The organism is uncultured Nocardioides sp., from assembly GCF_947489365.1.
Lineage (GTDB): Bacteria > Actinomycetota > Actinomycetes > Propionibacteriales > Nocardioidaceae > Nocardioides.
Map to the genome: position 1 here is coordinate 273,754 of NZ_CANLDB010000006.1, position 21,002 is coordinate 294,755.

Consider the following 21,002-nt stretch of genomic DNA (forward strand, 5'->3'; position numbering starts at 1 on the left):
ACGATGGACACGCACTACTGGCAGGCCGTGGCCGCCGGCGACCGGCGATCCGCCCTCGCCGCGGTCAAGCGACTGCGCGCCGACGGCGTCAGTACGGCGGAGATCCTGCGCGACCACCTCCTGGTCGCCCAGCACCGCGTCGGCGAGCTGTGGATGACCGGCGAGTGGACCGTCGCCCAGGAGCACACCGCCACCTCGGTCAACGAGGGCCTGCTGCTCTGGCTCGGCTCGTTCAACGCCCAGCCACGCAAGGACGGGCCGCTGGTGCTCGTGGCCTGCGTCGAGGACGAGCAGCACGCCTTCGCCTCCCTCGTGGTCTCCGAGATCCTCATGGCCCACGGGCTCCGCGTCGACCACGTCGGCGGCAGCCCGGACGCGGACGCCCTGCTCGAGCGGGCCGTGTCCCAGCGGAGCGACGCGGTCCTGCTGAGCGCCTCGCTGACCTCCTCCCTGGGCCGCGCGGCCGGGCTCGTCAAGCGCCTGCGCGACCAGGGCCTGCGGGTCGTCGTCGGCGGGCAGGCCTTCGGGGACGACGAGAAGCGCGCACGGGCGATCGGCGCCAGCGCCTGGTGCGCCGGCCCCGAGGAGGCCGTCGCCTGGCTGAACGCCATCGCCGAGGACCCCCAGGCGGCCCGCCTGACCGGTCCCGCGGCCATCGCCGCCTCCGAGGACGTGGCCTGGCTCGAGACCTACCGCGAGCAGATGGTCTCCTACGTGACCGTCGGGCTGCGCCGCTCCGGCGCGGCCCCGGCCGCCGACGCCGGCGACCTCGAGGGGTGGGTCGACCACCTCGTGGGCTGCCTGTCGGCCACCCTGGCCACCGACGACGAGACGATCCTGCTCGAGGCCAACGACTGGCTCGCCCGCGTGCTGGCCGCCCGCGGGTTCGACCCCGGCCTCGTGGACCGCATCTACGAGCTGCTGCGGGAGCCGGCCGGCAGCCGTGCCGCCGTCGGGGGCCTCGTGCGCAGCGCCCGCGGTCTCATCGTCGCCGCCAACGAGCCCACCGGGCCGATGGAGACCCCGGTCCGCGCCTCCTTGCGCGCAGACCGTCCCGCGACGGGTGCGGGCGAGACCTCAGTCGACGCCTGACGACGCCGGCGCGGGGCGATCGAGCACCTGCTCCCCGTCGACCCACACCGACCGCACGTCGGCCGACGTCCCCAGCGCGAACACCGTCGCGAGCGCCGCGTCCGGGCTCGCGGCGTGCCGCAGGCCGACGTCGAGGGTGGAGCCGGCGGCGGGTCGCAGGTGCTGCGCGTCGAAGCGCATCCCGACACCGAGGTGCCCGACGTCGGGCAGCCGCAGCGCGGCCGCCCCGGCGGTGGTCGCGAGGTGCAGCAGGTGCGCGGGCGTCAGGGGGTGGCCGGCGTCGCCGAGCAGCTGCTGGGCGAAGGACGCCTGCAGGCCCTCCTTCAGGAGCGAGAAGCCGGTGCCCGCCCCGACGTCGGATCCGAGGGCCACACCCACCCCGGCGGCGAGGTGCTGCGCGAGCGGGAACAGCCCGCTGCCCAGCGCGGCGTTGGACGTCGGGCAGTGCGCGACCGCGGTGCCGCGGGCCGCGAGCAGGGCGAGCTCGTCGTCGGTGGGGTGGACGTCGTGGGCCAGCACCGCGGGGCCGTCGAGCAGGCCGTGCCGGTCGTAGCTCTCGACGTACGACGTCCCGCACGCCTCGGCCACCGCCGCGACCTCGGCGGGGTTCTCGTTGACGTGGCTGGTCACGAACGCCCCGTCGACCTCCCGGGCGAGCGCCGCGCAGGCGTCCATCAGCGGCTCGCCGCACGACAGGGAGAAGCGGGGGGTGACGGCGTACCGGGCCCGGTCGACGCCGTGCCACCGCTGCGCCAGGCCCAGTCCCTCGTCGTACGCCGTCTGCGGGGTGGTCCGGAGGTCCTCGCGCAGCAGCCGGTCGCTGACGACGAGACCGGCCGTCACCCGGAGGCCGGCGACGGCGGCCTCGGCGAACAGCAGGTCGACGGCCGGCGCGAAGTGGGCGCCGAAGACCAGCGCGGACGTCGTCCCCGCCTGCACCAGCCCGGACACGAAGTCGGCCGCCACCCCGGCGGCGTACGACGGGTCGACGAGGCGGGCCTCCTCCGGGAGGGCGCAGCGCTCCAACCACTCGAGCAGCGGCATCCCCAGCCCGCCGATGACGCGCACCTGCGGGAAGTGGACGTGGGTGTCGACGAACCCCGGCAGCAGGAGCCCGTCACGCAGGTCGACGACCTCGGCGTCGGGGTGGGCGGCGCGCACCTGCGCGAACGGCCCGCGGGCCGCGACGACGCCGTCGAGGACGAGCAGGCCGGCGTCCTCGTCGCTGCGCAGGCCGGTGCCGTCGACCCCGCCGGTGAACGGGTCGTCGGGGGTGTCGAGCACCCGGGCGCGGACCAGCACTAGACGCTCGCCCGGTCGGTGCGCTCGGTCGCGAAGCGCTGCAGGAGGTCGGCCGCGACGCTGACGGCGATGACGGCGGGCTCCTTGCCGACCAGCTCGGGGAGGCCGATGGGGGTGCGGATCGCCGCCACCCGCGCCGGGTCGTGGCCCTCCTCGGCGAGGCGCGCGGTGAAGCGCGCCCACTTGCCGGCGGACCCGATCAGCCCGACCGAGGCGAGGTGGTCGGCGCGCAGGGCGGCGTCGCAGAGGGCGACGTCCTCGGCGTGGTCGTGGGTCATGACGAGCACGTGGGTGCCGGGCGGCAGCTCGGCGACGACGAGCTCGGGCAGCACCGGGACGCGGTGGACGTGGACGTCGGCGACAGCGTCGTCCAGGACGGCCAGCCGCTCGGCGGCGAGCTGCTCGGGCCGGGAGTCGACGAGGTGGAGGTCGAGGTCGTGGCGGGCGAGGACCCGGGCGAGCTCGAGCCCGACGTGGCCCACCCCGAAGACGGCGACGGCCGGGACGACGGCCAGCGGCTCCAGCAGCAGCGTCACCTCGCCGCCGCAGCACTGCACCCCGTGGCGGTACGGCGCCCGGTCCGACAGCGCGACCGTCTCCAGGGCCACGTCGGTCGCGCCGGCGGCGAGGAGCTCCCGGGCGCGCTCGGTCGCGACGGCCTCGAGGTTGCCGCCACCGACGGTCCCCCACGCGGCGTCGGCGGCGACGACCAGCTTCGCCCCGGCGGCGCGGGGTGCGTGCCCGCGCGCGGCGGCGACGGTGACGAGGACGCCGGGGCGTCGCTCGGCGCGCAGCCGGCGGACGGCCTGCTCCCACCTCACTGCTGGGCCAGCCTCTCGGACTCCGGCCGGTACGCCGGGCCGTCCGGCTGCGGTGGCTCCGTCCCGGTCGCCCCGGCGCCGCCGACCACCAGGCGGTCGTCGCCGCCGGCGCGGGCACGCTCGATCGCCCACCACACGGCCTCGGGGGTGGCGGGCGAGGCGAGGTCGACGCCGGGCCCGGGCCCCTCGTCGTCCGGGCCGAACGCGGCGACGGCCTCGCGCAGCGCCTCTCGGGTCGCGAAGGCGAGCATGAGCGGCGGCTCGCCGACGGCCTTGCCGCCGTACACGGCGCCGTCCTCGGAGGCGTCGGGCAGCAGCGTGACGCGGAAGTCCTCGGGCATCTCCGACAGGCTCGGCAGCTTGTAGGTGCTCGCCGCCTGGGTCAGCAGCCGCCCGCGGCCGGGCCCGTCGCCCTCGTCCCAGCGCAGGTCCTCCAGCGTCAGCCAGCCCGCCCCCTGCACGTAGCCGCCCTCGATCTGCCCGACGTCCACCAGTGGCGACAGGCTGGCGCCGACGTCGTGGACGACGTCCACCCGCCGCGTGCGGTAGCCGCCGGTGAACCCGTCGACCTCCACCTCGGCCGCGGCGACGCCGTACGCGAAGTACTTGAAGGGCTCCCCGCGCATGATGCTGGAGTCCCAGTGCAGGCCCTCGGTCTTGTAGAAGCCGGCGGCGAAGAGCTGCACGCGCGACATGTACGCCGTCCGGACCCGGTCCTCCCACGACATCGAGCCGTCGGGGTCCACCTCGAGCAGGCGGGCGGTGATCTGCTCGCAGGCGTCGCGGACGGCGGCGCCGTTGAGGTCGGCGCCGGAGCTGGCCGCGGTGGCGGAGGTGTTGGGGACCTTGTCGGTCCGGGTCGGGGCGAGCCGGACCCGCGACAGCGGCACCCCGAGCGCGGTCGCCGCGACCTGGAGCATCTTGGTGTGGAGCCCCTGGCCCATCTCGGTGCCGCCGTGGTTCACCAGGACGGAGCCGTCCTTGTAGACGTGCACGAGGGCGCCGGCCTGGTTGAAGGCGGTGAGGTTGAAGGAGATCCCGAACTTCACCGGCGTCGTCGCCAGGCCCCGCTTGGCGTGGGGGTGGGCGGCGTTGAAGGCGGCGACCTCGGCGCGGCGGGCGTCGAGGTCGGCCTCGCTGCTCAGCGTCGTCCAGGCCCGGTGGAGGCGCTCGGGCTGCTTCACCGGCTGGCCGTAGGGCGTGTCCTGCCCGTCGGCGTAGAAGTTGCGCTCGCGCACCACCTGGGCGGGCACGCCGAGGCGGGGCGCGCAGCGGCCGAGGACGTCCTCCACCACGAGCATCCCCTGCGGGCCGCCGAACCCCCGGAACGCGGTCTGCGAGGTCTTGTGGGTCCGCGCGACGCGGCCGTTCACCCGCACGTGCGGGATCCAGTAGGCGTTGTCGACGTGGCACAGCGCCCGCGCGAGCACGGGCTCGGAGAGGTCGAGGCTCCACCCGCCGTCGGAGGTGAGGGTGGCGTCGAGGGCGACGAGCCGGGCGTCGTCGTCGAACCCGGCGCGCCAGGCGGCGTGGAAGCCGTGTCGCTTGCCGGTCATCGTCATGTCCTGGCTGCGGGTCAGCCGCACGCGCACCGGGCGGCCGGTGAGGCGCGCGCCGAGGGCCGCGACGGCGGCGTACCCGTGCGGCTGCATCTCCTTGCCGCCGAAGCCGCCGCCCATGCGCAGGCACTGGACGGTCACCTCGTGGCTGGCGATCCCGAGGACGTGGGCGACGATCTCCTGCGTCTCGGTGGGGTGCTGCGTGCTGGACTGCACGAACATCTGCCCGGCCTCGTCGACGAGCGCGAGCGAGCAGTGGGTCTCGAGGTAGAAGTGCTCCTGCCCGGCCATCTCGGTCTCGCCGGAGAAGACGTGGGTCGCCTCCGCGAGCGCGGTCTCGACGTCGCCGCGGGCCAGGGTGGGCTGGCCGCCCTGGAAGCTGCCGGCCTCGATGGCGTCGTGGATGCTGACCAGCGCCGGCAGCTCCTCGACGTCGACCTCGACGGCCAGGGCACCCCGCCGGGCGGCCTCGAGGGTCTCGCCGAGCACCCAGGCGACGGCGTGGCCGTGGAACATCACCTCGTCACCGAACAGGGGCTCGTCGTGCTTGATCCCCGCGTCGTTGACGCCGGGGACGTCGGCGGCGGTGAGCACGCGGACGACGCCCGGGACGTCGTACGCCGGGTCGACGCGCATCGCCGTGACGCGGGCGTGCGCGACGGGGACCTGGACGGGGTGGGCGTGCAGGCAGCCGGGCGTGCGGCCGACGAGGTCGTCGGTGTAGAGCGCGGTGCCGGTGACGTGGCCGGCGGCGCTCTCGTGGGGCAGGGACTCCCCCACCACGACACCGCGGGCGGGCCGTTGGGCGAGGCCCTCCGACAGGTGCTCGGGTGCGCGGCTCATGCGGTCGCCCTCTCGCTGGTCCCGGGGTGCTCCGCGTGGAGCTTGAGCAGGGAGGTGCGCAGCATCGCGGCGCGGTAGGCCGCACTGGCGCGGTGGTCGTCGAGCGGCGTGCCCTCGCCCCCGAGGACGTCGGCGGCCGCGGCGACGGTGTCGGCGTTCCAGGCACGGCCCTCGAGCGCGGTCTCGGTGGCGCGGGCTCGGATCGGGGTGGCGGCCACCCCGCCGAGCCCGATGCGGGCGGCGGTCACGACGCCGTCCTCCAGGTCGAGCGCGAACCCGACGGCGACGCTGGAGATGTCGTCGAAGCGGCGCTTGGCGATCTTGTGGAACGCGGTCAGCCCGCGGGCGGGCAGCGGGATCCTCACCGCGCGGATGACCTCCCCGGGCTCGCGGACGCTGGTGCGGTAGCCGGTGAAGTAGTCGGCGAGCCTCACGGTCCGGTCGCCGGCGGCGGACGCGAGGACGACCTCGGCCTCCAGGGCGAGCAGCGCCGGGGCGGCGTCCCCGATGGGCGAGCCGGTGCCGAGGTTGCCGCCGAGCGTGGCGCCGTTGCGGATCAGCCGGGACGCGAACTGCGCCGTCATCTGGCCGATCAGCGGCAGCCGGCCGGCGAGGCGGCGCTCGATCTCGGTGAGGGTGAGGGCCGCGCCGAGCTCGACGTGGTCGTCGGCGAGCGTGAAGCCGCGCAGCTCGTCGAGCCGGTCGACGGCGACGGTGAGCGGCGGGCGGGCGCCGCGCAGGTTCACCTCGACGCCGTGGTCGGTGCTGCCGGCGACCAGGACGGCGTCCGGCTCCTCGGCGAGCAGGTCCAGCAGGGCCGGCAGGTCCGCGGGCCGGACGAAGCGGGCCCCGTCGGCGCTGACCTCGGCGTACGTGGTGGCGGGGGGGTGCTGCCGCGTGCGGGCGGTGAGCGGGTCGGCGTCGTCCGCCTGCCCGACGGCGTACGCCGCCTCCCGGATGGGCCGGTAGCCGGTGCAGCGGCACAGGTTGCCGCTGAGGGCGTGGAGGTCGAACCCGTTGGGTCCGCACTCGTGGTCGGCGTCGTCCTCGCCGGCCTCCTCGGTGGTCGAGCTCGTCGGGACCCGACCCGGTCGGTAGAACTCGGCCGCCATGGAGCAGACGAACCCCGGGGTGCAGTAGCCGCACTGCGACCCGCCCCGCGCCGCCATCTCCGCCTGGACGGGGTGGAGCACGTCCCCGTCGGCCAGCCCCTCGGCGGTGACGACCTCCTGCCCGGCGAGCTGGGCGGCGGGCATGAGGCAGGCGTTGAGCGCCGTCCACTCGGTCGGGCTGTCCACCCCGGGGCGGGCGACCATCACGGAGCAGGCCCCGCACTCCCCCTCCGCGCACCCCTCCTTGGCGCCGGTCAGGCCGAGCCCACGCAGCCAGTCGAGGGCGGTGGTGTGGGGCGTGGCCCCGGCGAACGGGACCGCGCGCCCGTTGACGGTCACGTCGGGGGCGTCCATGCACCGATCCTGCCTCGCCGCCCCGCCCGGACGCCGCACCCGTCGTCGGATCGTTGTGAAACCGCGAGCCACCGACACCACCGGAGGTCGAGGTGCCCCGGAGCGACGCAGGAGCGCAGGGGCCACGAGACCCGGCGAGTGGTCTGGGTGACCGATCGGTGTCGCTGCGAGACACCGGTAGGTCATCTCACTCGCGCCGGGGGTGCGCCGGGGGTGGTCTGGTCTCGTAGACGTGGCCAGTGGGGGTGGTGGTCTCCACGACGTGGGCGCCGTCGGGATCGATCCGGGTCTTGGACCGCCAGCCGGGCGCCTGCTTGGCGTAGTTGCACGCCTCGCACAGGCCCTGGCCGTTGTCAGCGCTGGTGGGTCCACCTTCCTCGACGCCGACGGCGTGGTCGGTGTGACGGATGGGGGCTCCGCACCAGGGGTTGCGGCAGTACCTGTCTCGGCGACGCAGGAACAGCGCGAGGAGCAGCGGGAAGCAGCGGGCCGCGGACTCCATCGCGACCAGCTGGCCGGTGGCGGGGTCGGTGAACAGGCGCCGGAACACCCCGAGGGTCTCCACGGCGTCGGCGGTCAGGGAGCGGGCGAGGTCGGCGGGGACCTCGCCGTACCCGTCGACCCACCCGAACGCGTTCGAGTGCTGACCCTCGTGACTGCCGTCGGGGAGCAGCGCGTCCAGCGGGACGGTCACGTCGACGTGCACCGGGACCGGCTCGGCGACCGGGTCACGGCCGGTGACGCGGCCGACGAGGGTGTCGGCCATGACCTGACCCCGCGACCGCCCGTCACCCGCAGCGCGGGCCTGGTCCGCAGCCAGCTTCAGCGCCACGATCACCGCGACGCCTTCCTTGACGGGCAGCAACGCCGAGAGCCGCAGCATGGTGTCCGGCGCGGGTCGGGACGACACGTGGCGGTCGGCCTCCGCGGCAGCGCGACGCCGGACCGCACCCGCGGGGTCCGCGGCACACGCCAGGGCTTCGGCGGCACCGCGGGCCTGCCAGTCGTTCATCTGACACAACCGCTCGGCCCGCTCCGGGTCACCGGCGAGCTGGGCGTCCACCCCACGGCGGTCGTCCAGGTCGAGCCACACGATGCGGCCCAGGATCAGCGACACCCGCCGCTCGGTCAGACGACCCTGCCGCCACAACGCTTCGAGGTGCGGCAGCGCCGCGACCTCACGCGCCAGACCCAGGTGCGCGGACCCCCGCGACGGCGGCTCACGGCGCGCCAGCGCGATCTGGTGCCCGATCCCACGACCCACCCGCGACCCACGCACGCCCGCGGCCTCCTGACGAGCGACCGCGGCGGCGTACACACCCCGCGCCGCCGTCGCCTGCGCCGACTCCGCGACACACTTCAGGGTCTCCAGCTCACCGATCACGTCGATCAGGTCCACCTCGCAGGCACCCCGCGAATCGAGCGCGCCGAGACCACGGACGAAGGCCCGCGCAGCAGCCACGGGGTCCTCCCGCACCATCGTCTCGATCACTGACTGTTCGCTCATGTGTTCGATTCTAGATCTGACCACCGACAACGCAGGGCCCGACAATGCCTCCTACCGGTGTCTGTGGAGAAGTTCTCGCCCCGACCTCCGGGGACTGATCTGCCGCAGCGTGCGGGGGTAGGTGCGAGAATCGCGACCATGGCCGAGAACGACGAGGACCGCTTCGAGCCCTCCCTCGAGCTGCCCTCGCTGCGTCGGTGGGGCCGCCGACGCAAGGACCGCCCCGGGACCGCCCCGGAGCCCGAGGCGACCGCCCCGATCCCCGAGCCCACCCCGGTGCCGGAGCCCGAACCCGTCCCCGAGCCCACCCCGGTGCCGGAGCCGGCGCCCGTCCGGGAGCCGGAGCCGGTCGAGCCTGCACCCGTCCCCGAGCCGGAGCCGATACCGGAGCCCGAGCCCGTCCCCGAGCCGGAGCCCGTCCCCGAGCCGGAGCCGGTCGCCGTCGTGCCCGAGCCGGTTGAGCCCGAGCCGGTCGAGCCCGAGCCCGCAGCCGAACCGACGCCCACACGCCGGCTGCCGGCGCTGGGCCGCTGGCGACGCCGGACGCCCGCCGCCACCCCGACGGACGACGAGGCCACTGCCGAGACGGAGGTCTTCCTCCCCGCCGACGAGACCCCGCCGCTGGTCGCGGACGAGGTCGACCCCGTCGAGACGCAGGACGAGGACACCCCCAGGGAGCCGAAGCCGAGGCGCCGTCCCGTCGACCTCGCGTCGATGGCGTCGCTGCGCCTGCCGCCGCTCCCCGCGGTCGCCCCCCGTGCCGCCGCCGCGCTCACCGGCGCGGCGGTGGGCCTCCTGACCGTTGCCCTCACCATCGCCGGCCTGAACGGCTGCCAGCTCGTCCGCGGGACGTCGTCCTGCGGGAGCATCGGCTACCTGGTGATCCTCGCGATCGTGCTCGCCGGGTTCCTGCTCGGCGCGGCGCTGCTGCGCTCGTGGGCGCAGCCCGACCCCGCCAGCACCAGCCTGCTCGCGGTCGCGCTGATGTGCGTGGTGCTGATGCTGCTGCTGGTCGACGTGCTCACGTCGTGGTGGATGCTGCTCGTCGTCCCCGCCGTGGGCGCGCTGGCGTTCCTCGGGTCGCACGCCATCACGACGACGTACGGCAGCGAGTCCACCGTCACCGAGGACGACGAGGACCGCGCCGAGGCGCCCATGCCCCGCTGAGCCGGCTCAGCGCTGGAGCAGCAGCTCCGCGATCTGGATCGTGTTCAGCGCCGCGCCCTTGCGCAGGTTGTCGCCGCTGACGAACAGCGCCAGCCCGCGCTGGTCCGGCACGCCCTCGTCCTGACGCAGCCGCCCGACGTACGACGGGTCGCGGCCGGCCGCCTGGAGCGGCGTCGGGACGTCCGACAGCTCGACGCCAGGGGCCGCGGCCAGCAGCTCGCGGGCCCGCTCGACGGGCATGGGCTCGGCGAACTCCGCGTTGATCGCGAGGCTGTGACCGCTGAAGACGGGCACCCGGACGCAGATGCCGGAGACCGGCAGGTCCGGGACGTCGAGGATCTTGCGGGTCTCGAAGCGGAGCTTCTGCTCCTCGACGGTCTCGCCGAGGCCGTCGTCGACGAAGGAGCCCGCCTCGGGGAGCACGTTGTAGGCGATCGGCTGGGTGTAGACCGTGGGCTCGGGCATCGCGACCGCGCTGCCGTCGTGGGTCAGCTCGGTGGCCTTCTCCCCCGCGGCGGCGACCTGGCCGGCGAGCTCGGCGACGCCGGCGACGCCGGAGCCGGAGACGGCCTGGTACGTCGAGACGATCAGGCGCTTCAGCCCGGCCGCGTCGTGCAGCGGCTTGAGGACCGGCATCGCGGCCATCGTGGTGCAGTTCGGGTTGGCGATGATCCCCTTGGGCCGCTGCCGGGCCGCGCCGGGGTTGACCTCGGAGACGACGAGCGGGACCTCGGGGTCCATGCGGAAGGCCGAGGAGTTGTCGACCACGACGACCCCGGCCGCGCCCCAGGCGGGCGCCAGCGCCCGCGAGGTGGTGGCGCCGGCGGAGAACAGCGCGACGTCGAGCCCGCTGGGGTCGGCGGTCGAGGCGTCCTCGACGGTGATCTCGGTGTCACCGAACGGCAGGGTCGTGCCCGCCGAGCGCGCCGAGGCGAAGAAGCGCAGCTCGGCGATCGGGAACGAGCGCTCCTCGAGCAGGCGACGCATGACGACGCCGACCTGGCCTGTGGCGCCGACGACGCCGACGCGGAGGCCGCCCTCCGACGCGGGGGTGGGGTTCGCGGGCATCAGCGACCACTCCCGCCGTACACGACGGCCTCGACCTCGCTGGCGTCCAGGTCGAAGGCGGTGTGGGTGGCGGCGACGGCCGCGTCCACGTCGTCCTCGTCGACCACGACGCTGATGCGGATCTCGGAGGTGGAGATCATGCCGATGTTGACGCCCGCGTCCGCCAAGGCGGTGAAGAACTTCGCCGTCACGCCGGGGTGCGACCGCATGCCGGCGCCGATGAGCGACACCTTGCCGATCTTGTCGTCGTACAGCAGGGAGTCGAAGCCGACGACGCTCTGCAGCGCCGCGAGCGCCGCCATCGCGGTCTGCCCGTCGGTGCGGGGCAGCGTGAAGGAGATGTCGGTGAGGTTCGTGGCCGCCGCGGAGACGTTCTGGACGATCATGTCCAGGTTGATCTGCGCGTTGGCGAGGGCCTCGAACAGCCGCGCGGCCTCGCCCACCTTGTCGGGCACGCCGACGACGGTGACCTTGGCCTCGCTGCGGTCGTGGGCGACGCCGGCGATGATCGCCTGCTCCATGCCTGGCTCCTCCTCGGGGCCGGGAGCCCCCTGGGTGTGGACGGGGAGGTCGTCGATGCTGCCGCTGACGCGGGTGCCCTCGAGCTGGCTGAACGACGACCGCACGTGGATCGGGATGTTGTGGTTGCGGGCGTACTCGACGCAACGCAGGTGCAGGATCTTCGCGCCGCACGCGGCGAGCTCGAGCATCTCCTCATAGGTGACGCGGTCGAGCTTGCGGGCCGCGGGGACGATGCGCGGGTCGGCGGTGAAGACGCCGTCGACGTCGGTGTAGATCTCGCAGACCTCGGCCTCGAGGGCGGCGGCCAGCGCGACGGCGGTGGTGTCCGTGCCGCCACGGCCCAGCGTCGTGATCTCCTTCGTGTCCGCGGAGACGCCCTGGAAGCCGGCGACGATGACGATGTGGCCGTCGCCGAGGGCGTCGGAGATCCGGCCCGGGGTGACGTCGATGATCTTCGCCTTGCCGTGCACCGAGTCGGTGATCACGCCGGCCTGGGAGCCCGTGAACGAGCGGGCGCTGAAGCCCAGGTCGGAGATGGCCATGGCCACCAGCGCCATCGAGATCCGCTCGCCGGAGGTCAGCAGCATGTCGAGCTCACGGGCGGGCGGCAGCGGGCTGACCTGGCTCGCGAGGTCGAGCAGCTCGTCGGTGCTGTCGCCCATCGCCGACACGGCGACGACCACGTCGTTGCCGGCCTTCTTGGCCTCGACGATGCGGCGGGCCACCCGCTTGATGGCGGAGGCGTCGGAGACGGAGGACCCTCCGTACTTCTGCACGACGATTCCCACTTCGGCGGCCCCTCCTGCTCGGGTCGGTGACGACAGGCCGCAGACGAGTCTACGGCGACGCGGGACGGCTCTCGGTCAGCATCTCATCGGCGGCCGCCAGCTGCTCCGCCTCGGCCTCGAGCGTCGTGGCGTCCACGTCCGTGTCGGCGTCGAGCCGGTCGTGGGTGATGATCGACTGCAGCGCCCGGAGCGCCCCGGACGCCTCGGCGCCCCAGCTGGCCACGTAGCTGTACTGCCACCACCACAGCGCCTCCCGGACGCGGCCGTCGCGGTAGTGCCGCAGGCCGTGGGCCAGCGAGGTGGCCACGCTGGTCAGGTCGTCGGACAGCCGCGACGGGACCAGGTCCTCGGGCAGGTACGGGTCGAACACCTCGCCGTACACGTCGGCGCCACCGAGCATCACGGCGAGCTGCTCGCGCATGGCGTCGAGGTCCGGGTCGGGCCCGGCGTCGGGCTGGAACTCGCTGGCGGGCGTGAAGTCCTCGCGGACCGCCAGGCCGGCGCCGGCGAGGAGCACCTCGGACACCTCGACCAGCAGCAGCGAGACCCCACGGCCCGGGTCGCCCTCGCGGGCGATGGCCATGAGGGCGTCGAGGAACTGCTCGATCCGCGCCGCCACGTCGTCGGCGCGGTCCGGGGAGATGCTGTCGGGGGTCGTCTCTGTCTCGGTCTCAGCCATCGGCACTCCTCCGTCCGGCGAACGCTCGGCCCAGGGTGACCTCGTCCGCGTACTCCAGGTCACCGCCCACAGGCAGTCCACTCGCGAGACGCGTCACGCGCAAGCCCATGGGACGCAGCGCACGTGTGAGGAAGGTCGCGGTGGCCTCGCCCTCCAGGTTCGGGTCGGTGGCGAGGATGACCTCGGTGATCGCGCCGTCCGCGAGACGGGTCATCAGCTCGGTGATGTGCAGCTGGTCCGGCCCGATGCCCTCGATCGGCGAGATCGCGCCGCCCAGGACGTGGTAACGACCGCGGTACTCCCGTGTCCGCTCGATCGCGACGACGTCCTTGTACTCCTCGACGACGCAGATGACCGAGCCGTCCCGCCGCGGGTCGCGGCAGATGCGGCACTGCTCGTCCTCGGAGACGTTGAAGCAGACCGCGCAGAACCGGACGCGCGCCTTGACCTCGACGAGGACGTCGGCGAGACGTCGTACGTCGACCGGGTCGGCCTGCAGCAGGTGGAACGCGATCCTCTGGGCGCTCTTGGGACCGACCCCGGGCAGTCGCCCGAGCTCGTCGATCAGGTCCTGGACGACGCCCTCGTACACGGTCCCCCCTCAGGTCTCGGTGGCCGGCTCAGAAGCCGGTCGGACCGCGCGGCGCATCGCCGCCCGGCAGGCCGCCCAGGCCCTCGGCGCCGGGCAGGCCACCGCCGAGACCGCCGGCGAGGGGGCCGAGCTTCTCCGCGGCCAGGGCGTCGGCGCGGGACTTGGCGTCGCGGTACGCCGCGACCACGAGGTCGCCGAGGTCCATGAGGTCGTCGGCGTCGGTGCCGTCGAAGCGGCCCGGCTTGACCGTCACGCCCGACAGCTCGCCGGTGCCGGTGACGGTCACGGTGACGTCGCCGCCGCTCACGCTGCCCTCGACGGTCGCCTCGGCGAGGTCGGCCTGCGCCTGCTCGAGCTGCTGCTGCATCTGCTGCGCCTGGGCGAGCAGGGCGTTCATGTCGAAGCCGCCGGCGCCACCGAGGGCGTCGAAGGGGTTCTGGGTCATGGGGTTCCGCCTCTGGTCGAGATGGTCGGGTGGTCGGTCGGGCGCGGTCCGGGTGTCCGGTACCGGGTCAGGTGCGGGGGATCTCGTCGATCACGCGGGCTCCGAGCTCGCGCTGGAGCAGCTCGGTGCCCGCCAGCTCGTCGTCGACGTCGGGGTCGTCCCGGTCGGCCCCGGCGTCCGCGTCGACGTCGGGTCCGCCCGTCGGCGCCGAGGAGCCGGCGGGGCGGGTGGCGGTAATCGCCTCGCGGGCCGACGCACGGGCCTCGGCGACCCGGTCGGCCGCTGCGGGATCGACGGCGGGGGCCGGGGGCCGCGGGGGCTCCGGTCCCGGGTCGGGCCCGGGGTCGTGCTCGTCCGCGGGCTCGGGCGGCGGCGGGACGGCGTCCGCCTCGGACGGGGGGACGTCGCGCACCGGCGCCGGGGGCGCGGCGGCCGGCGGTGGCGGGGCGGCACCAGGGCGCACGCCCGGGTCCATGATCGCCTCGATCCGCCAGCGCTGGCCCAGCACCTCGGCCGCGAGCTCGGCGACGAGGTCGGGCGACCCGCCGCCGACGAAGGAGTCGCGGGCGCCGGCGTTGGTGAAGCCGAGCGTCACCACGTTGCCGTCGACGCCGACCACCTGCGAGTTCTGCGACAGGTGCATCCAGGTGACGCGTCGCCGGTCCTTCGCGGCGTCCACGACGTCCGGCCACAGCCGCCGGACCTCGACGAGCGTCATCGCGCCGGCGGGTGCGGCCGGCGCCGCCTGCGGGGCGGGCGTCGGGGCGGGCGTCGGGGTGGGCGCCGGCGCCGCCTGCGGGGTGGGCGCCTGAGTGGGCTCGGGGGTCCGCTCTTGCGGCGACTCCGCCGCCGGCGCGGGCTCCGGGGTCGGCTCGGGCGTCGGCTCGGGGGTCGGCTCGGGGGTCGGCTCCGGCGTCGGCTCGGGGGTCGGCTCCGGGGCCGGCTCGGGCCGGGGGGCCGGCGTGGGCTCCGGGGCCTGCCGGGGGGCCGGCGTGGCCGCCGGGGCCGTCGGGGCCGTCGGGGCCGTCGGGGCCGCCGGGCCGCCCACGGCCATCCGTCGCTCGACGCGGTCCAGGCGCGCACCCAGCCCGGACTCGCCGTCGACGGCCGGCAGCAGCACGCGGGCGCACAGGAGCTCGAGGTGCAGGCGCGGGGCGGTGGCGCCGCGCATCTCGGTGAGGCCGGTCGCGACGACGTCCGCGGCCCGGCTGAGCTCCGCGGCGCCGAAGCGGGCGGCCTGCGCGACGAGGCGCTCGGCCTGGTCGTCGGCGACGTCGATGAGGCCGGTGGCGGGGGCGTCCGGCACGGCGGCGATGACCACGAGGTCGCGGAGGCGGCGCAGCAGGTCCTCGGTGAAGCGGCGGGGGTCCTGTCCGGCCTCCACGACGCGGTCGACGACGCCGAAGACGCCCGCGCCGTCGCCGGCGGCGAAGGCGTCCACGACGTCGTCCAGCAGCGAGTCGGGGGTGTAGCCGAGCAGGCCGGTGGCGAGCTGGTGGGTCACGCCGTCCGGACCGGCGCCGCCGATGAGCTGGTCGAGCACCGACAGCGTGTCGCGGGCCGACCCGGCCCCGGCACGGACGACGAGGGGGACGGCGGCCGGCTCGATGGCGACGCCCTCGGCGCGGCAGAGGTCCGCCAGGTACGACGACAGCAGCCGCGGCGGGATCAGCCGGAACGGGTAGTGGTGGGTCCGGGAGCGGATGGTGCCGAGGACCTTCTCCGGCTCGGTGGTCGCGAACACGAAGCGCAGGTGCGGCGGAGGCTCCTCCACCAGCTTCAGCAGCGCGTTGAAGCCCTGCGTGGTCACCATGTGCGCCTCGTCGATCACGTAGATCTTGTAGCGGCTGCGCACCGGCGCGAAGAACGCCTTCTCGCGGAGGTCGCGGGCGTCGTCCACGCCCCCGTGGGAGGCGGCGTCGATCTCGATGACGTCGATGGAGCCGGGACCACCGCGAGCGAGGTCGCGGCAGCTGTCGCAGACCCCGCACGGGTCGGCGACGGGCGCCTGCTCGCAGTTGAGCGTGCGGGCGAGGATGCGGGCGGACGTCGTCTTGCCGCAGCCGCGCGGCCCGGAGAACAGGTAGGCGTGGTTGGCGCGGTTGGCCGCCAGGGCCACGCGCAGCGGCTCCGTGACGTGCTCCTGCCCGATCACCTCGGCGAAGGTCTCCGGCCGGTATCGGCGGTAGAGAGCGAGCGACGGCTCCACGTCGGACACCCTAGCCACGGCCGCCGACAACGCTCCCGGCGCCGACCCCGGCCTGTGCACAGCCCCGGCCCGAGGACGCAAAGGCCCCCCGCGCACCCGGTAGAGCTCGCCTGCCCTTGCTGCCTTCCGGCCCTGGGGGAGTTCAGCGAGATGCCGCCGCACGGGGGGTTGGCCCGAGTCTAGGACAGCCGCCACCGGCGGGGGCACCCGGCCGATTGCGGACGCCGCCACGAGGACCGGTAGCCTCCTCCGCGGAGGATTCGCCTAGTGGCCTATGGCGCTCGCTTGGAAAGCGGGTTGGGTTAACGCCCTCAGGGGTTCGAATCCCCTATCCTCCGCCATCTCCTAGGAGCGGCGGATCCTGCGCAGCAACGGGCGCAGGATCACCGCCCCGACCAGCACGGCCCCGGCGAGCAGGCCCCACCAGCGGAAGTCGCTGCGGGACTCGGCGAGCTCGTCGGTGCGCACCGGCGGGGGCGCGGCCCGGCCACCGTCGGAGTCGTCGACCTGCTCGGGGACCTGCAGCCGGCCCTTGCGGTCGGTGTCGACCTCCCGGGTCAGCGCCTCGAGCGGCTGGACGACGCCCGCCCCGCTGAGGGTCGAGCGCTGGTCGGGGACGCCGGACGCGGTGTCGACGAGTCGGGCGACCAGCTCGTCGGGGGTCTCCCGGGGGAACGCCTGCTCCAGGAGCGCCAGCACGCCCGAGACGTACGCCGTCGCCCACGACGCCGCGGGCGCGTCCACCATGCAGGAGGAGCCGTTCGGGCCGTAGGAGATCGCGAACTGGGTCGGGGCGGCGACGTCGATGAAGCGTGAGCCCTTGATGACGCTCTCGGGCACGATCGGCTCGCCGCTCTCGTCGAAGAGCGGCACGTAGGTGGTCACGCCCACCACCCCGGGGTACGCCGCGGGGTAGACGCCGTCCTCGAGCGGGGCCGGCGTCGGGGCCTCCGGGAGCTCCTCCCCGTCGCGGTTCGCGGTGGCCGCGACCACGATCACGCCCGCCTGCTGCACCGCCCGGACCGCGTCACGCATCTCGGGGACGTCCTCCTCGACGTTCAGCGACAGGTTCACGACGTCGATGCCGAGCCGGTCGGCCTCGTCCGCCACCCACTGCAGGCCGGCGACGACGTCCGCGGTCTCGAACTCCGGCACCTCGCCCGCTTCCTCGGGGTCGATCGGGCCCACGACCCGCACCGGCAGGATGGTCGCGTCGGGGGCGATCCCGGTCGCGAGCTCCGTCCCGTCCTCCCCGGTGCGGGGGGCACCGGCGATGAGGCCGGCGACGACCGAGCCGTGCTCGACGGTGATCTCGCCGTCCTGCAGGTCGAGCCGCTCCCCGAGCGGGACCGGGGTCACCGGCGGGATCGCCGCGTCGATGACCGCGACCGTCACCCCGTCACCGGTGGCGACCTCCTGGGCCTCGCCGATGCGCATCTGCTCCAGCGGCCTGCTCTGCTCCTGGTTGACGAAGACCTGCTCCTCCCCGACCGTCGCCGAGCAGGCGACGACCTGGGCCACGGGTCCGTCCTGCTCCTCGCCGGCGGACGCGGCCAGCGGGGTCGTCAGGACCACGAGCAGCCCGGCGGTCAGCGAGGCCGCCAGGAGCGGTCGTCGAGCGCTCACTCCCCCTCGCAGGAGCTCTGGCTGTCCTGGCCCGGCTGACCCAGTGCGGCGTTGCGCGACAGCACCACGCCGCACCCGAAGGGCAGGAGCCAGGAGTCGGGCACGACGCGCGGGTCGGCGTCGCCGTACCCGAGGTTCGCGAGCGCGTCCGCCCCCTCGATCTGGTAGCGGACCCCCTTGCTGTCCACGACGAACGGGCTGGGTCCCTCGGTCTGGCCGAAGCCGGCGGAGACCACGAGCGCACCCCGACCCGGCTCGACGGTCACCTCGGCGTCGCCGGCGTCCACCTCGTCGTCCTCGATGGACGGGTCCAACGTGTCGGCCGGGTCCTCGGCCACCAGGACGGTCGGGCTCTGGTTGTCCCGCGTCACCAGGATCGCGCAGGTGCTGCCGTCCTCCACGGCTCGCGGCCCGTCCTCGGGCCACTCCTCCGGGGTGGCGGGCTCCGGCTGCAACGAGACACCGTCCACCGGGGTCGGCTCGACGCCGTCGTTGAGCGCCCGGTAGACCACCAGCGCGAACGCCGACAACCGGGCGGGGGCGTCCTCGGCCACCAGGTAGACCTGGTCGCCCTCCACCACGAGGTCCCCCGCCCGCACGGGACCGGGCAGGCCCTCGAACCAGTCCGCGGACTCGGGGACGACGCCGCTGCCGACGTCGAACGACGCGTCGTCCAGCGGGGGGCCCTCCGGCCACAGGTTGACCCAGGCGTCGTCCACCCGGGGGGCCTCGGTGGCGGGGGGCAGGTCGAGGTCGCTGAGGATGTCCTCACGGTCGCCCTCGTTGTCGGGCATCAGGTAGCGGAACGCCTGGTCGTCGGGGTCGTCGGGCGGGCTGGCCGAGGCGATGAGCCAGTACTCCGGGTCCGCGCCGCCACCGGTCCTGACGACGAGCCCGGCGTCCGGGGCCGCGACGGCCGGGGGCGTCTCGGAGACCGCCATCCGGGTCCCGAACCCGTCCGCCGTGCACGCCACCCAGCCCGTGTCGATCAGCTGCTCGGTGGACGGGAGGATGGCGGGGGCGCCGAGGATGCCGATGTCGTCGCCGATGGACTGCTCCGCGATGTCCTCGGCGGACACCGTGGAGGGCTCCTGCTCCGTCCCGAAGATCAGCCGGGCGTTGATGTTGCCCACCACCGGGCGCAGGACCGGGTCGTCGGACTCCTCGGTGATGACGTAGGAGTTGCCGGTCTCCTTCTCGATGACGATCCCCGGCTCGAGCCAGCCGTCCGGCGGACGCCCGGAGAAGATCCCGGCGATCGCCCCGCCGGCGAGGACGAGCACCCCGAGGGCGACGCCGCCGACGATGGTGCGGCCCGGGCGCGAGGGCTCCACCTCACGGCCCCCGGGGGCGCCGCTGACGAACGCCGTGACGAGCCGTCGCCGGCTGAAGGCGTGGGCCTCGACCAGGTCCTTCTTGGTCGACACCTCAGCCGCCCACGAGGTCGAAGAGCCCCGTCGCGAACACGGCCAGCGGCACCAGCGAGACCAGGGAGATCGTCTCGGCGAGGTCGCCGAGACGGCCGCGGCGCACCGAGGCGGAGGCGGGGACGAGCGTCGCCGCGACGAGCACCGCCCCGGTGACCGCGAGGGCGACGGCGGCGAGGGGCCGCCAGGACTCGTGCATGAGCAGCACCGAGACCGCGACCGTGAGCAGGCCGGTCACGCCGGCGGCCAGGCCGACGAGGACCTCGGAGCCGGTGCGGTACTGGCGGGTCCGCAGCATCACCACGGCGCAGCTCATGATCGCCAGCAGCGTGCCGGTCACGCCCAGGGAGACGGCCAGGGGCGCCACCAGCACGAGCAGCAGACCGACGGTGGCGGACACCGCGAGCAGGATCTCGTGGGCGAGGCGGGCGTCGGTGCCGACCTTCTCCGGGTCGATCTCGTCGGGGTCCCGGGTGACGTCGGCCAGCGTGAAGGCCTGGTCCACCTGCGTGGACGTCGCGCCGAGCGCGAGCCACGGGAAAACGCTGCCGAGGATCACGACCAGCACGAGGAGGGCGGTGAAGACCACCGGCGCCTCGAGGCCCAGGTAGTCGATGAGCAGACCGCCCGCTGCGGCCAGGGCGCCGACGACCACCGCCGGGATGGCGAGCGCGCGGCCCTCGTCGATGCCGACGACGGCGATGACGCCGGCGACGAGGGCGCCCGCGCCGGCACAGGCCAGCGGGAGGGTGAAGAGGGCGGCGGCGGGGGCGTAGAGCAGGCCGGCGACCGCGGCGTACACCGCCGACATGGCGGCGAGGGCCACGGCGGCCTGCGGCTCGTGACGCACGCGCGACAGCACCACGGCCCCGGTCACCAGCAGCGCCGCGATGACGGTGGCGGCGACCCCGGCGACCAGGGCGTCGCCCTGCACCAGGAGGGCGGCCGCGCCGAGGCCGAGCAGCAGGAGCGCCGAGGCGAGCGCCGTACGGCGACCGGCCGCGGGCTCCCAGGGCTTGAGGTCGCGCTCGACGACGTCCGCCATCGCCTCGACGACGTCGTCGTAGACGCGGGGCGGCTCCTCGTCGACGCCGGCGGAGACCGTCAGCAGGCCGCCGTCCTCGACGCCCTGGACCGTCAGCCCGGTGTCGGGGCCGAGCTCGCGACCCTCCTGGGTCACGACCTTGTAGCCGCCGTAGACCGTGGCGGGGTCCAGCAGGCCGACGCTGCGGGCGAGCTCGGGCAGCAGCTCGGCGACGGGCACGGAACCGGGCAGCACCAGGTCCACCCGTCGGGTGCCTGACGCCACCGTGACCCGCACCAGGCCGGACGTGGTCGTCGACTGGCTCATCGGCCTCCCCTCGCCCGAACCCTCGCCGGACCCCCCGGGTCCGGCACGCACGCACTCTAGTCACTGCGACGAGGAGTCCGGGGCCCCTCCGCCGAACTGGCGGAGGGGCCCCGAACGTGTGTCGTCACGACACCTCGGACCTCAGCGGAGGACGCCGGGACCGACCTCGTCGTCGTCGATCCAGATCTCCTGCTCGGCGAGCACGTGGTCGCGGTCCACGTCCTGGTCCTCGCCACGACGTCGACCGGCGGCAGCGGCCCCCGAGGACCGTCCCTTGCCGAGGGCCTCACGGGATCCCGCCGCCCGGGCGGCGTTCGCCGCCGTCGAGCGACCGGCGCCGGCCGCCCTGCCCGACGAGGCCGCACCCTTGGCAGCAGCGCCCTTCGACGCCGCCCCCCTGGCGGCAGCGCCCTTCGACGCCGCCCCCTTGGCGGCAGCGCCCTTGGCCCCGGCTCCGGCCGCCCTGGCGGCCGCGCCCTTGCCGGCCGCGCCGCGCGCCGCCCCCTTGGCTCCGGCGCCGGCCCGTCCGGCCGCGCCG

General features: G+C 75.0%; 17 protein-coding genes, 1 tRNA gene and 1 other RNA gene. 3 read left to right on the forward strand and 16 right to left on the reverse strand.

Annotated features, from left to right (window positions below):
* Positions 1 to 3: 3 nt before the first annotated feature.
* On the forward strand, positions 4 to 1,092 hold the full coding sequence (locus tag Q0858_RS17180) for a cobalamin-dependent protein (protein WP_299056997.1): 1,089 nt from the start codon (positions 4 to 6) through the stop codon (positions 1,090 to 1,092).
* Here Q0858_RS17180 and Q0858_RS17185 read toward each other — a convergent pair.
* From Q0858_RS17185 to Q0858_RS17205, 5 genes are all read right to left on the reverse strand, one after another.
* The gene (locus Q0858_RS17185) at positions 1,078 to 2,394 is read right to left on the reverse strand and encodes a guanine deaminase (RefSeq protein WP_299056998.1); all 1,317 of its coding nucleotides are present in this window, start codon (positions 2,392 to 2,394) and stop codon (positions 1,078 to 1,080) included. The genes Q0858_RS17180 and Q0858_RS17185 overlap by 15 nt on opposite strands.
* Positions 2,394 to 3,215 (reverse strand): xanthine dehydrogenase accessory protein XdhC, encoded by an 822-nt coding sequence (gene xdhC / locus Q0858_RS17190; protein ID WP_299056999.1) that lies wholly within the window; start codon positions 3,213 to 3,215, stop codon positions 2,394 to 2,396. The genes Q0858_RS17185 and xdhC overlap by 1 nt, the downstream gene beginning before the upstream one ends.
* Entirely contained in the window at positions 3,212 to 5,617 is a 2,406-nt protein-coding gene (locus Q0858_RS17195) for a molybdopterin cofactor-binding domain-containing protein (RefSeq protein ID WP_299057000.1), read from the reverse strand. The genes xdhC and Q0858_RS17195 overlap by 4 nt, the downstream gene beginning before the upstream one ends.
* Complete coding sequence (locus Q0858_RS17200; RefSeq protein WP_299057001.1) at positions 5,614 to 7,083, reverse strand: FAD binding domain-containing protein; 1,470 nt, start codon at positions 7,081 to 7,083, stop codon at positions 5,614 to 5,616. The genes Q0858_RS17195 and Q0858_RS17200 overlap by 4 nt, the downstream gene beginning before the upstream one ends.
* A gap of 187 nt (positions 7,084 to 7,270) precedes the next feature.
* A complete protein-coding gene (locus Q0858_RS17205; RefSeq protein ID WP_299057012.1) occupies positions 7,271 to 8,590 on the reverse strand; it encodes an HNH endonuclease signature motif containing protein in 1,320 nt (439 codons plus the stop codon).
* Between the two features lie 138 nt (positions 8,591 to 8,728).
* Between Q0858_RS17205 and Q0858_RS17210 the strand changes: the two genes are divergently transcribed.
* On the forward strand, positions 8,729 to 9,757 hold the full coding sequence (locus Q0858_RS17210) for a hypothetical protein (protein ID WP_299057014.1): 1,029 nt from the start codon (positions 8,729 to 8,731) through the stop codon (positions 9,755 to 9,757).
* A gap of 6 nt (positions 9,758 to 9,763) precedes the next feature.
* On the opposite strand, the gene Q0858_RS17215 is transcribed toward Q0858_RS17210, so the two are convergent.
* From Q0858_RS17215 to ffs, 7 genes are all read right to left on the reverse strand, one after another.
* Positions 9,764 to 10,825 carry an aspartate-semialdehyde dehydrogenase gene (locus Q0858_RS17215; RefSeq protein ID WP_299057016.1) on the reverse strand — a complete coding sequence of 354 codons (1,062 nt, stop codon included), beginning with the start codon at positions 10,823 to 10,825 and terminating at the stop codon, positions 9,764 to 9,766.
* On the reverse strand, positions 10,825 to 12,135 hold the full coding sequence (locus tag Q0858_RS17220) for an aspartate kinase (protein WP_299057018.1): 1,311 nt from the start codon (positions 12,133 to 12,135) through the stop codon (positions 10,825 to 10,827). The genes Q0858_RS17215 and Q0858_RS17220 overlap by 1 nt, the downstream gene beginning before the upstream one ends.
* Before the next feature lie 49 nt (positions 12,136 to 12,184).
* The gene (locus Q0858_RS17225) at positions 12,185 to 12,814 is read right to left on the reverse strand and encodes a DUF5063 domain-containing protein (protein WP_299057020.1); all 630 of its coding nucleotides are present in this window, start codon (positions 12,812 to 12,814) and stop codon (positions 12,185 to 12,187) included.
* On the reverse strand, positions 12,807 to 13,406 hold the full coding sequence (gene recR / locus Q0858_RS17230) for a recombination mediator RecR (RefSeq protein WP_299057022.1): 600 nt from the start codon (positions 13,404 to 13,406) through the stop codon (positions 12,807 to 12,809). Before recR ends, Q0858_RS17225 begins: the two co-directional genes overlap by 8 nt.
* Before the next feature lie 28 nt (positions 13,407 to 13,434).
* Positions 13,435 to 13,851 carry a YbaB/EbfC family nucleoid-associated protein gene (locus tag Q0858_RS17235; protein ID WP_299057024.1) on the reverse strand — a complete coding sequence of 139 codons (417 nt, stop codon included), beginning with the start codon at positions 13,849 to 13,851 and terminating at the stop codon, positions 13,435 to 13,437.
* Positions 13,852 to 13,918: 67 nt separating this feature from the next.
* Positions 13,919 to 16,060: a DNA polymerase III subunit gamma and tau gene (locus Q0858_RS17240; RefSeq protein ID WP_299057026.1), complete on the reverse strand. Its 2,142-nt coding sequence runs from the start codon at positions 16,058 to 16,060 to the stop codon at positions 13,919 to 13,921.
* Positions 16,061 to 16,139: 79 nt separating this feature from the next.
* An RNA gene (gene ffs / locus Q0858_RS17245) (signal recognition particle sRNA small type) lies at positions 16,140 to 16,230 on the reverse strand.
* Between the two features lie 83 nt (positions 16,231 to 16,313).
* Here ffs and Q0858_RS17250 point away from each other — a divergent pair.
* Positions 16,314 to 16,401 (forward strand) — tRNA-Ser (locus Q0858_RS17250).
* Positions 16,402 to 16,405: 4 nt separating this feature from the next.
* Here the strand turns inward: Q0858_RS17250 and Q0858_RS17255 are convergent.
* The 4 genes from Q0858_RS17255 to Q0858_RS17270 all read right to left on the reverse strand — a co-directional run.
* A complete protein-coding gene (locus Q0858_RS17255) occupies positions 16,406 to 17,686 on the reverse strand; it encodes a S8 family serine peptidase (RefSeq protein WP_299057028.1) in 1,281 nt (426 codons plus the stop codon).
* A complete protein-coding gene (locus Q0858_RS17260) occupies positions 17,683 to 19,113 on the reverse strand; it encodes a type VII secretion protein EccB (protein WP_299057030.1) in 1,431 nt (476 codons plus the stop codon). The genes Q0858_RS17255 and Q0858_RS17260 overlap by 4 nt, the downstream gene beginning before the upstream one ends.
* A gap of 1 nt (position 19,114) precedes the next feature.
* On the reverse strand, positions 19,115 to 20,464 hold the full coding sequence (eccD, locus tag Q0858_RS17265; protein ID WP_299057032.1) for a type VII secretion integral membrane protein EccD: 1,350 nt from the start codon (positions 20,462 to 20,464) through the stop codon (positions 19,115 to 19,117).
* Positions 20,465 to 20,605: 141 nt separating this feature from the next.
* Positions 20,606 to 21,002 (reverse strand): hypothetical protein (locus tag Q0858_RS17270; RefSeq protein WP_299057034.1); only part of this gene is annotated, 397 nt, incomplete at its 5' end.

What these genes read in the sequence shown, in the direction of transcription:
- Q0858_RS17195 (WP_299057000.1), bottom strand. Translation starts at nt 5,617, where the DNA reads ATGAGCCGCGCACCCGAGCACCTGTCGGAGGGCCTCGCCCAACGGCCC.
- Q0858_RS17225 (WP_299057020.1), bottom strand. Translation starts at nt 12,814, where the DNA reads ATGGCTGAGACCGAGACAGAGACGACCCCCGACAGCATCTCCCCGGAC.
- Q0858_RS17235 (WP_299057024.1), bottom strand. Translation starts at nt 13,851, where the DNA reads ATGACCCAGAACCCCTTCGACGCCCTCGGTGGCGCCGGCGGCTTCGAC.
- Q0858_RS17215 (WP_299057016.1), bottom strand. Translation starts at nt 10,825, where the DNA reads ATGCCCGCGAACCCCACCCCCGCGTCGGAGGGCGGCCTCCGCGTCGGC.
- Q0858_RS17210 (WP_299057014.1), top strand. Translation starts at nt 8,729, where the DNA reads ATGGCCGAGAACGACGAGGACCGCTTCGAGCCCTCCCTCGAGCTGCCC.
- Q0858_RS17180 (WP_299056997.1), top strand. Translation starts at nt 4, where the DNA reads ATGGACACGCACTACTGGCAGGCCGTGGCCGCCGGCGACCGGCGATCC.
- Q0858_RS17205 (WP_299057012.1), bottom strand. Translation starts at nt 8,590, where the DNA reads ATGAGCGAACAGTCAGTGATCGAGACGATGGTGCGGGAGGACCCCGTG.
- eccD (WP_299057032.1), bottom strand. Translation starts at nt 20,464, where the DNA reads ATGAGCCAGTCGACGACCACGTCCGGCCTGGTGCGGGTCACGGTGGCG.
- Q0858_RS17200 (WP_299057001.1), bottom strand. Translation starts at nt 7,083, where the DNA reads ATGGACGCCCCCGACGTGACCGTCAACGGGCGCGCGGTCCCGTTCGCC.